The 11,297-nt window shown below is 44.5% G+C and carries 9 protein-coding genes and 2 pseudogenes; 3 read left to right on the plus strand and 8 right to left on the minus strand.

The features are described 5' to 3' along the window. Together KCG43_RS20995 and KCG43_RS21000 are read right to left on the minus strand one after the other, a co-directional pair. Positions 1-241: pseudogene (locus tag KCG43_RS20995) on the minus strand (hypothetical protein); the annotation flags it as partial. Positions 242-413: 172 nt separating this feature from the next. Then, positions 414-884, minus strand: a complete 471-nt coding sequence (locus KCG43_RS21000) for a hypothetical protein (protein WP_218387398.1) — start codon at positions 882-884, stop codon at positions 414-416. 494 nt (positions 885-1,378) lie between these two features. Here KCG43_RS21000 and KCG43_RS21480 point away from each other — a divergent pair. Then, positions 1,379-2,071 (plus strand): annotated as a pseudogene (locus KCG43_RS21480) (transposase). Between the two features lie 287 nt (positions 2,072-2,358). Further along, positions 2,359-3,567 carry an IS256 family transposase gene (locus tag KCG43_RS21015; protein WP_218387411.1) on the plus strand — a complete coding sequence of 403 codons (1,209 nt, stop codon included), beginning with the start codon at positions 2,359-2,361 and terminating at the stop codon, positions 3,565-3,567. Positions 3,568-3,632: 65 nt separating this feature from the next. Here KCG43_RS21015 and KCG43_RS21020 read toward each other — a convergent pair whose 3' ends face one another. The 6 genes from KCG43_RS21020 to KCG43_RS21045 form a co-directional block, all read right to left on the minus strand. Then, entirely contained in the window at positions 3,633-3,923 is a 291-nt protein-coding gene (locus KCG43_RS21020) for a hypothetical protein (protein ID WP_218387413.1), read from the minus strand. A 90-nt stretch (positions 3,924-4,013) separates the two neighbouring features. Next, the gene (locus tag KCG43_RS21025) at positions 4,014-4,268 is read right to left on the minus strand and encodes a YdeI/OmpD-associated family protein (RefSeq protein WP_218387415.1); all 255 of its coding nucleotides are present in this window, start codon (positions 4,266-4,268) and stop codon (positions 4,014-4,016) included. A gap of 345 nt (positions 4,269-4,613) precedes the next feature. After that, a complete protein-coding gene (locus KCG43_RS21030) occupies positions 4,614-6,245 on the minus strand; it encodes a UvrD-helicase domain-containing protein (RefSeq protein WP_218387417.1) in 1,632 nt (543 codons plus the stop codon). A 1-nt stretch (position 6,246) separates the two neighbouring features. Continuing rightward, on the minus strand, positions 6,247-7,950 hold the full coding sequence (locus tag KCG43_RS21035) for an AAA family ATPase (protein WP_218387418.1): 1,704 nt from the start codon (positions 7,948-7,950) through the stop codon (positions 6,247-6,249). Positions 7,951-8,745: 795 nt separating this feature from the next. Beyond that, the gene (gene ppiC / locus KCG43_RS21040; RefSeq protein ID WP_027251162.1) at positions 8,746-9,027 is read right to left on the minus strand and encodes a peptidylprolyl isomerase PpiC; all 282 of its coding nucleotides are present in this window, start codon (positions 9,025-9,027) and stop codon (positions 8,746-8,748) included. A gap of 104 nt (positions 9,028-9,131) precedes the next feature. Further along, a complete protein-coding gene (locus KCG43_RS21045; RefSeq protein ID WP_027251161.1) occupies positions 9,132-9,368 on the minus strand; it encodes a hypothetical protein in 237 nt (78 codons plus the stop codon). 188 nt (positions 9,369-9,556) lie between these two features. Here KCG43_RS21045 and KCG43_RS21050 point away from each other — a divergent pair, with 188 nt between their 5' ends. Next, positions 9,557-11,203 carry an ABC-ATPase domain-containing protein gene (locus tag KCG43_RS21050; protein ID WP_218387420.1) on the plus strand — a complete coding sequence of 549 codons (1,647 nt, stop codon included), beginning with the start codon at positions 9,557-9,559 and terminating at the stop codon, positions 11,201-11,203. Positions 11,204-11,297 lie beyond the last annotated feature (94 nt).

Here is an 11,297-nt window from a genome sequence, read left to right on the forward strand (position 1 = left end):
GCAAGCCTCTGTCACTTTCGACTGGTGTAAATTGATATGAAGCAAATTTGCCATCCATGCCGCCTAACATGAAAAAGAACCCACCGCCTTCACCTAACTCTTCAAACAACTCCAACTCTTTTTCCCAAGGGTAATTGTCGATAGTTTCACAAGCTTCACGATGAAATTTTAGATCTCTTTCATGATTCACAAGCTCAGTACCATTTTCTCTCTGTTGATAAAAAACTTTAACTAGACTCATTGAATCATCCTTATTCTGCTAACGCCGGTCACAGCGACTGGAAAAGTGGCGCGTAATTGCGCCAGCAATTTAAGTGACACTTTTGACAGTCTGTTGCCGCCCCTTGTTAAGCGTCTAGTCATATAAGTACCCTAAATGTGCTTTTTTGCATGGACGATTGTGCTTGGCTTTGCTATACGCCTTCGCAAATAACTCCCATACAACTTTCGATAGTTTTTGTAGATATGTCTATTTGGCAGTTTTGGCTAACAGAGTTTTCAATCTGAATCATCACTGGTCTGATCTTATCAATTTCAGATTGGGGAGGACGGCGATTGATATCAATGTATGTATGTTGAAACTCAGCTATGCCTTCGTAGTTGGTTCGAAAATAGTAATTTCCGTTTAAACCATTGTAGATGTAGAAAAACCTATCAATAATTTCTGGTTGCTGTACACCACCGAAAGTTAAATCTCGACTGCCTTCCTCTGTCCGGTGCTCCACATCAGAAACACCAGCAACTGATTTTGTCGCCTCTACCATACATTCAATAGGAAGCCTTACAGCGCCAACTGGGGAATATCGAGAAACACCGTATATAATGTCGCAGCCCCCTAAAATAAATAGGCTAAAAGCTGTAAGTAGTAATTTTGCTTCTCTCATGATCCGAACTCTAATTTCGTATAACGAATGACATGGACTCCCCCTCATCAGACATTGCCACACTTAGTAGTGTCTGATTACCGAATCCCTGGAGACCACCATGTCACAATTTGTCTATGGCATTGATTTAGCCAAACATGGTTTTAAGTATCCATGGTGAAGATCATCAAGGCAAGGTGTTGATTCAAAAATAATATCAAGCTCAAAAGTTCTCTCGATATTTCCAATATCCCACCCGCCTATATCGTGACTATCAACGACTTCTGGCTGAAAGAAAACCGAAAAAAGTAGCCATCATTGCATGCGTCAGGAAGATGGTTATTATCCTAAATTCTATGTTACGCGATGGCGTCTTATGGGTGAAAAATCAGCATGATTTTAATGATTGACGCCATAGTCGTTTGTTGAACCAAGCCGCTGCGCGGCAGAGCTACAGCAGCCCACATACTGATCTCTGAACCCTGCCATCCGGGCAGCGGACTGGAGACCGTATCATGAACGCCCAACAGCAGCGCCATTTCGACGCGCTATACCAGCAACACCTTGATAATCTTATCCTACAAGGCAAGCGCCCGGCGACCGTTGATGCCTACAGCCGTGCGGTACGTCGTGTTTCCGCCTTTTTCGACTGCTCGCCCGATACCCTGACAACCGAGCAGTTATGTGCCTACTTCCGCCAACTCATCCACACCCACTCATGGAGCACCGTCAAACTCGACCGCAACAGCCTGCAGTTCTTCTACCGCTATACCCTCAACAAACAGTGGACATGGCTCAATATAGTCAACTGCCGTGCGGTCGGACGGGGGTTGCCGGCATTGTAATACCTGTCGCGCTACCTCTACCGGGGCGTCTTGCCCGACCAGGATATTCTCCGGATCAATGACCATCAGGTGACCTTCCGTTATACCGACAGCCAGACCCGGCAACCGGCAACACGTACCCTGCCTGTGGTGCAGTTCCTGTGGCTGATCTTGCAGCATGTACTGCCAAAAGGATTACAACGGGTGCGGGACTACGGCTTGCTGCATGACAGCGCACGAACACTGCGGCTCACCATACAACAGATGTTGCTCAGCTTGCCGACATGGCAGTTGCCTGTGAACACCGAGCCACAGCAGGCCACACGGGACTGCCCATGCTGCCAGCATGCCATGCACTGCGTCGGCATCACCCGACCGGGATAGCCGGAAGGCAAACACAATAAGGAGAATGGCGTAGCATCATCAACGAGGAGAAAGCCAACGCAAGACCGAATTCAGGTAACCCATTGAAGTGAAACACACCGTGGTCACTTCCCGGCTGCGCTCGTCTTGACGAAACCCGCGGGCGCAACCCCACCGAATCCCAATCGACCAATTTGCTTAATAAGGCTGTCCGGGCTTGTCCAACACCCGGATAGAAGTGTCGGCTGGGTAGTGTTCAAAGTTTTGTGTCTTTTCCTACACTTCCTAAAAAAGGGGGGAGACACATCATGGCTGATAAATACGAAATTGATATCCAGGCATTCGCCAAAGCGCTGCAGTCCGGGCAAAACCTCAATGGCAAGGATGGCCTGCTCACGCCGCTGATCAAGCAGATCACCGAAGCCGCTTTGGGAGCAGAGCTGGACGAGCACCTGACGAATGAAACTTCTGCCAACCGCAAGAATGGCACCTCCAGAAAGACGGTTAAAACATCGTCAGGTGAATTTGAGCTGGAAACGCCGAGAGACCGTAATGGCACGTTCGAACCTCAGACCGTCAAGAAGTATCAGACCCGCCTGACCGACGAGATGGAGGGGAAGATCCTCTCTCTATTCGCTCTTGGTAACAGCTATCAGAACATCCGCGAACACATCTTAGATCTTTACGGCATGAGTATCTCCAACGGCACTATCAACACCATCACCGACCGTTTGGTACCTGAACTCAGAGCATGGCAGGAGCGGGATCTGGAGCCGCTGTATCCCTTCGTCTGGCTGGATGCAATTCACTATAAAATCAAAGAGAACGGTCGCTTCATATCGAAAGCCGTCTACACGATTCTGGGTCTGACCGTTGAGGGTAAAAAAGAGCTGCTGGGGTTGTACTTGTCCGAGAATGAAGGCGCACATTACTGGCTCAGCGTGCTGACCGACCTGCAGAACCGCGGCGTTAAGGACATCCTGATCGCCTCGGTAGACGGTTTGAAAGGCTTCCCAGAAGCCATTGAAACCATCTACCCTGAGACGGAGGTGCAGATCTGCGTTATTCACCAGATCCGCAACTCCATGAAGTACGTTGCGAGCAAGAACCAGAAGGCCTTCATGGCAGATCTCAAGTGTGTCTACAAGGCCGCCACACAGAATGCTGCTGAGCAGGCGCTGGACGAGCTGGAAGCAAAATGGGGCAAACAGTATCCGTTGGTCATTAAATCCTGGCGCAGCAAGTGGGACAATCTGTCGGTATACTTCAAGTATCCCGAGCAGATCCGGCGGGCTATCTATACCACTAATGCGGTTGAGGCGGTACACCGTCAGTTCCGCAAGCTGACAAAAACCAAGGGTGGCTTCGCCAACGAAACCAGCTTGCTGAAGCTGCTTTATGCGGGGATGTTGAAGGCTTCCGAGAAGTGGACGCACCCGGTACAGAACTGGAATCTGACGCTATCCCAGTTGAGTCTCCACTTCCCGAACAGGGTCGATCAATATGTGGATCTGTGACTTATGCTGACACAGAACTATGAACACCCTCGTCGGCTGCGCGTCACGTATCCTTATTTGTTAGCTTATTTTAATAGATACAAAACATTAGCAACTGGGACAGGAGAGGCTGAGTCAAATATAATGATCACCGCACTCTTGTTTATAGGGCATTTGTACTTTTGAATACATACCGTACTTTTTAGCTCAATCACGTCTGCTTGATTTGGATTTCCTGGAGACACATTAACCACTGGTTCATTAGTGACACCAATATTAATGTGATTAATTGAGACTGTATCCCCAACAGCTAAACTTATTGAACTTCCAAAAATACCACGTAAATCTTGGTCATTATTAATATCATGATGTGCCATATATGCTCCTATTTTGATTGTATTTCATGCAGTAAGCTAGCGTCGGCTGCATGGCATTGTTGTGCAAGCAATCCCAGAGAGCGCCCACAGCTATTCCTTCTTCGAGGCCGGATGCTTCATGTTCATATAGACACCCCCGGTTTCAAGTTCATTAAGCATTTGACGCAACCGTTTTTCCTTGGTCTCTTGCCTCTTGGCACTATTGATCCAGAGCAAGTAATCATTCCTTTGATACGGCGGCCTTTCGTCGTATGCATCCATGAGTCCTCTCTCAAGCAACACACGCTTGACGAACTCGGGCATAGGTTGCCAGCCTCGCTTGAGGTTCGACTTATCATCTTGCATCAGCTCCCTCCAAATTCATTACGCACAATGCCGCATTAAGCGGACTAAAATTGTTGGTTATAATGTGGAGCGAAGCGGAACCTAACCAACTGTTTTAGTTCCGTTTAAATGCCTTGTTACAAGCATCTCAGCACCAGGGTGAGAGCACGTATGCTCACTTTTTGCTCACTAATAAATTCTCTCGAAACATCCGAACAATTATTGAACAACTCATATGTTTAGAACCTGTGGTAGATGGCTAAAAATCACTCTTCTTATAGCTCCACACATGCTATTTAAGTAGTGATTTTACAATTTATTAACTCGTGCTCTCGCCCTGATCTCAGCACGCACTGATATCAGGGTTTATTTATATAAACCAGCCAAACCATCAAGCGTCATAAATTGTGATTTTTTTCCTTGTTTTATATCACCCTCATGGTTGAATCTATTTGTACTATTAACAAGAATACAATGTTCTTTTGCACGAGTTATTCCTACAAAATGTAAATTAAGATCCTGTTCCCAACTAGTGAAAACCTCATCATAACAACCTCTTATAAACTCTCTTTTAGGCATTATCCAGTCGTAGAGGTCTAGATGAAAAACAATATCAAATTCTAACCCCTTAGATTTGTGTAACGTCATTATTTGAACTTCATTAATATTTTCAGGCATGTATTGCTTCAAAATATTTTTATCCGCTAATACGCGCTCTAAAGCGTTTACTTCAATATCAACAATATCTTCACCTAAAGTTTTATGCGTCAACTCTAAGATTGCATCTTTTATCGTTGAACTGTCCCGCCCAGAAATTGACTTAATAGAAGCACGTAAATCTTTTAAGCTTGACGCTGATAAAGAAGAATAATTTTCGATCACCTCAACGACATCATTGATTAAAACTTTATGATCCAAATAATAAGCCAATAGACTGCTCATAAATTTAGTCTTTGAAGTGTTTATTAGACTCAGCGGGTTTTCTCCAAAAATCCTATATGGGACTCCTAGTTTTGTTTCAAGGAGGGAAAGGCTACTATTGTTCCGTACTAAAATAGCTATGTTTGAAAGTGATTTTACGACTTTGTCTGCAATTAACTTATTTATACTTTTAGTTAAATAATCTGCTACATCATGTTGAGTACCATCAATCACCCATTGGTAAACCCGAATTTCGTTTGTGGGCAGTAATGTACAATTACTGTTAAAAATACGATTTGCATAATTTACAATAGATGGATGGCACCGATGGTTAACATTTACTATATGGTGCTCAAATACATCAGGCTTTTTAATGAGAGATTGAATAAACTGAGGATCACTACCTCGCCATGCATAAATAGATTGCTTTACATCTCCCACTGCTACAGCCTTCAAGCCAAGCTCTAATAAGCTAAGGAATAACTCATGCTGTGGTTGAGATGAGTCTTGATATTCGTCTATATACAGTGACGTATATTTAGACCTTATATAATTCCTACAGGATAAAGAGTCATTAATTATTCGTACGGCAAGAACACCAACTGACTCTAGAAGAATAATTCCCTTTTCATGTAACGATTTGAATTTTTGTTTGTAAGCACTGTAATCGTCGGTATTAAATTCATTTCCAACTTCATCTAGTGGTGGCAAGCCTAATTTTAGATCTTCACTCAGATCATTATATGATTTACACTCAACGGCATATTTTGATTTACCATATAATCTCGATATGAATGGGAAAATTAATTCAGTCAAACAAAAGTGATCGATTGTTCCAAAGAAACTTGATTTTGTATCCAATCCACCTTGTTTACACCGTTGCTTTAACTCTTTACTGGCCTTAACCGTAAAAGTGATACCTATAACGCCTTTATACCCTTGTAGTTCAGCAACTTCTCGTCTTATTTTTTCAACGATTACGGATGTTTTACCACTTCCAGGGCAAGCAGTGATAACCATATTTGATTGTGACTCTATCGCTGCTTTTTGATCTGGCGTAAACTCAAAGCCAGTCATTTTATTTAACTCCTTCAGCGATTCTTTTTGCATGAACCAATGGTTGAATTAGTAAGCCTGCACTAATATTTTTCAACTGTTTTTTATTAATGGCTAAAAACTCTCGCATCCGAATTGCTTTCTGTGCTTGCAGGTACCTTATTGCTGCCGATATTTCTGTTTCATTGGCAAACCCTAATAATTCTTTAGGTAATTCTAAGGCGATATCATATTCAAGATCTACCTGTGAAAGGTATATTCCCAATGGATTTATTACATTAGAAACTTGTGCCCAAACCCCACTTTGAAATAGGCTCTGAGGTGTTGTTTGAATTGTATAATAAGGATATGGCGCTAATCCCTTAATATTTAAACATCGATTAATTCCAGCTAAGTTTTTAAGGTCTTGATGTGGAACTTTAGATACATCATTATCTGTTCGCATTACCCAAGGTATTTCAAGAGCATCTAGTATTTTTCCGTAAACATCAAATTGAACCCCATCAACACTGAGGATAGATATATTAAAATAATCTAAATCGATGCCTGATGAATATGCAAGCTCTTGATAGAATAGTTGTTCAGAAGGTCCTTCAACTAGAAAGACACAATGTGAAAAAAACGCTTCCGCAGGTAGAATGCTCATTCTATAGCCTAGGTTATCCCAAGCTGCACTAATACAATCAGAACATCCATTATTTGCGGCATAGCTATTACCAGCATTACTTGTAATACGTACAATTGAATTTGGTTTATACCTAGCAGCAATTTGAGGGGAATGACTAGTAATGATCGTTTGACCCGGCAACTCTTTTATCAAATAATCAGCCAACTTTCTCTGTTGATGTGGATGAAGGTGTGCTTCGGGCTCCTCTACACAATAGAAAGTCACTTCGTGAACAGGATCAAATTCCCTTTCACTTTTTGCTTTCCATAATGCTAATAGAATTTGATTATCTCGCCCATCTCCACCGAGCATCAACTTCGCTCCAGCGCTAGAAGCACCAAGCTCTAAATTGTCAATAAATTGATGTACTTTGATTGCTCCTGAGTCTAAATGCACTGCATAGTCATCATAGCTATGTGAAAGTTTTTTCAGTTCATCATTCACCAACGTTGTTGACTCTTTTACATAATTTAGACGTCTGACTCTTTCGTTAATAACATTAAGTCCCCTTGATATTTTATCCAGTTGTAAATCATCGCTTGAGGACTTTATAGTGTCACGGCTTTCTTTAGATAAATTGAGTAAATGCTTCTTCTCAATATCTATGAATTTTTTCAAATCACGACGCGATTTCACATATCTTAAATTAATATATTTTAGGTAATAACGACTGGGTATTTCTTCAAGGTTTGTTTCGTCGCTACCGATATATATTTTATAATCAAAACTATCGTACGCAACGAACTTAAATACGGTACAACCATCATCACTCACATGACCTTTTAATGAAGATAGAGCAGCATCCTCATTAATATCTCTAAAAAAGATCGTAATTGAATATTGGCTGGATTGGCTTCCATCTTCAAATATATGAAAATCAGTGGACTGTGGTTCAATATCTCTTTCTGAAAGTGATTTGTCGAGTAATACTCTAATTGCATAAATTAGATTAGTTTTTCCGATATCATTTGAACCTATAATCAGAGTACTCTGGTTAAAACGAATCGTAGCCTGAGCAAAATTCCTGAATCCGATAACTTCAACTTTTTCAATTATCACTTAAATATCCTTATAGTTAACATTATCAGAAGTCACCGAGCTTCAGATTGGTACTTGTAACATTTTATTCAACGACACCATGTCGTATATCCTACTCAATCCACTTCTGCTAACAAACTGATATTTCATACTTTTCTTGTATTTTATGACTTACCGCAAAAATCAGCGACATATACGCTTGTGAGAAAAGCGACATCAGTCACTTACCCAGTTCAAAGAAACCATAGAGTCGCACTCGCCACATGGATTCCCGCCTGCGCGGGAATGACAGTAAGATATTGAATTACAATTAGTTTAAATAGATTTTGGCGTGTGTTATAAAAGCAGAAATGAGAAGTTCGAGGCTTGCCTCTCCCCCAGGGAAAAATTCAGGACGAATTTTTAGGTTGTCGGCGCCGGGAGCGCCTACAACCGACCCGGACCACACCAAAGAACAACAAGGCATTTCTGGGTACTCTTTTTGCCTTAAAAGAGTACCTGGCCCGCATCAAACAATGTCAAATAAGCCACAGAACCCAATGCGCGACATACTCACCAAACCGCAAAAATATATTCGCTATAAGAGTTAGCTGATATTCTGGTAAACACCAATCAAGGGAAAAATTCAGGACGAATTTTTAGGTTGTCGGCACCGGGAGCGCCTACAACCGCCCCGGACCACACCAAAGAACAACAAGGCATTTCTGGGCACTCTTTGTGCCCGCAAAGAGTGTCTGGCGCGCGTCACCTCATGGCGAGGGAAGCACTGAACCCAAGCGCGACAAACACACTCCTTCAAAAAAGGCCGTGAGCAGATTACGTCCGATACAGCACCTTAATCACATGATACCCAAACTTGGTCTTCACCGGGCCGATCGGTTCCAGCACTTTGCCGGTGAATACGGCTTTATCAAAAGCCGGCACCATCATGCCTTTGCGAAATTCGCCCAGATCGCCACCGCGCTTACCGGAAGGACAGGTTGAATATTTCTTTGCCAGGGTCTGAAATTTTGCGCCTTTTTTCAGCTGCTGCAAAATATCGTCAGCTTGTTCTTTATGCTTCACCAGAATGTGCAGTGCCGCTGCGGTAGAGGCCATAATACCCGCCTTTATTGTCAGAATCTTGATGGGCGGCAAGTGTGCGACAAATCACATCAACTGGCAAGTTTTCGCTTAATTCTGTGCTCTCAGCAGCACCACGATTATGGCCAGAAAATCAGGTTTACCATTCTGAGCACAATAGCCAATATCACGGCAGCCACACCTGAACGGTAAAACTTGAATTCGATGGCTGTCATGCTGACGCGTTTGTAGAACATCGTCATTACCCCGCCCCAGTTGCGGGTGCGGCGTCCGTATTGCACCATACTGGTCAAGATCAGGATCACGCCGCTGAGCAGCAATAGCCATTCGGCCGACTTTGATGCCATTTCCAACATACTGACTCCTTGAATAGCGTGGAAAGTCTCTTTTCTCATCACAGTGACGAAAACCCGGTACGCTAACAATTAGACTAAGGTTTGAATGCCTGATAAGCGGGAGCTGGATCACCGAATAACATGCACATAACTGTGCTTTGGTGTACACTCCTGCCCCCAATGTTTATTGCCAGTGATATCGAGTGACCATGGACTTACTAGAAGCCAGACTCAAAAAAATTGACCGTCGTAATTATCGCAGCTATTCCAGCCTGCGTGGTCAGTATAACTTTGTTGATTACGATTTCTTTATCGATATCCCTCAGTCGGATCCTTTCGCGCCTGCGACACGCGTTCGCGCACGGCGCCAGTGGTCACTCACGGATCTGGCCTGGCTGAAAGACCAGTCGGCAGACTATCAGCGCGCAGCGCGTGACTTTATCGCCCGTCAGTTTGCGGAACTGGCCAGAGAAGTGAACGAGATTCAGATTGATCGTCCGGGTCAGGCCGTTTTGGACCGCACTGCTGTCGTTTTCGATGACGATGCCATTGAACTGCGTTTCCGTGTCGATCTGCCTGCTGATGGCCGTACCATCATTGCCAAGAAAGCGCTCAACCTGCTGACCTTCACGCTGCCGAAAATCATTCGTCGTGCGACGATTGCGCGTGAACTGCCAATGGACGATCTGCGCCGCCATTGTGAAACCGTTGAAGATCAGGTGGCACTGCGTTCGCAGCTCAAAGAGAAAAAGCTGATTGCCTTCGTGGCCGATCACAGTGTGTTACCACGCCTTGCCGGTAACAGCGAGCAGCCAATGCCTGACGCTGTGCCCTTCATCAGCCCGGACAGCCTGGCTGTTGAATTAGACGCACCTCACGCGGGTAAACTGCGCGGTATGGGTATCCCTACCGGCATTACCATGATTGTCGGTGGTGGTTTTCACGGCAAATCGACCCTGCTGAATGCGGTCGAGAATGCTGTGTATGATCATGTCCCGGGTGATGGCCGCGAATATGTGGTTGCCGATGAAACTGCCAGCAAAATTCGTGCAGAAGATGGCCGCTGTGTCCACAGCGTCGATTTGTCGCCTTACATCAATAATCTGCCTATGGGTAAAGACACCACCTGCTTTAGCACACAAAATGCCTCAGGCTCGACGTCGCAGGCAGCCTGGTTGCAAGAGTCGCTGGAAGCCGGTGCCCAAACCCTGTTGATCGATGAAGATACCTCAGCGTCGAACTTTATGATCCGTGACGAGCGCATGCAGGCACTGATTGCGAAAGAAGATGAACCTATCACCCCATTGGTCGATCGTATTGCTTTGCTGCGCAATCACCTGAACGTCTCTGTCATGCTGGTGATGGGCGGTTCCGGTGACTATCTGGATGTTGCTGATACAGTGATTCAGATGCACAACTATGAAGCTGTTGATGTCACCACTAAAGCAAAAACTGTCGTGCAGTCGCATCCAACTCAGCGCCAGCCGGAAGGCAGCGATACCATTGAGCAGCCGCGTGTTCGCCAGCTGAACCGCTCCGGGCTTCAGGCGCAACTGGAAGAAGGTAAATTCCGTATCCAGGTCAAAAACAAACAAAGTCTGCGTTTTGGTCGTGAGTTCGTGGATCTGCAGGCCTTAGAGCAAATTGCCGATGCCAGCCAGCTTCATACTATTGGTTGGTTATGGTGTCAGCTGGCGCAGCTCAAAGGCTGGGAAAAGCAACCCGTCACCGCCTTCCAGAAAATGCTGCAGGATGAATGGTTCCGCACCATGCCAAACTATGGTGATTTAGCTAAACCTCGTGTTGTCGATGTCATGGCCGTCTTGAACCGGATGCGCAAATCCGAGTTTAAATAAATCACGCTTGTTCAACCGCAACACACTGTTTTCATCAGGCATACTCAGGTATGCCTGTTTTTTTATTCAACGCTGACAACCAGGGCAAGATCAT

This window comes from Photobacterium sp. WH24, from assembly GCF_019204055.1.
GTDB lineage: Bacteria > Pseudomonadota > Gammaproteobacteria > Enterobacterales > Vibrionaceae > Photobacterium > Photobacterium arenosum.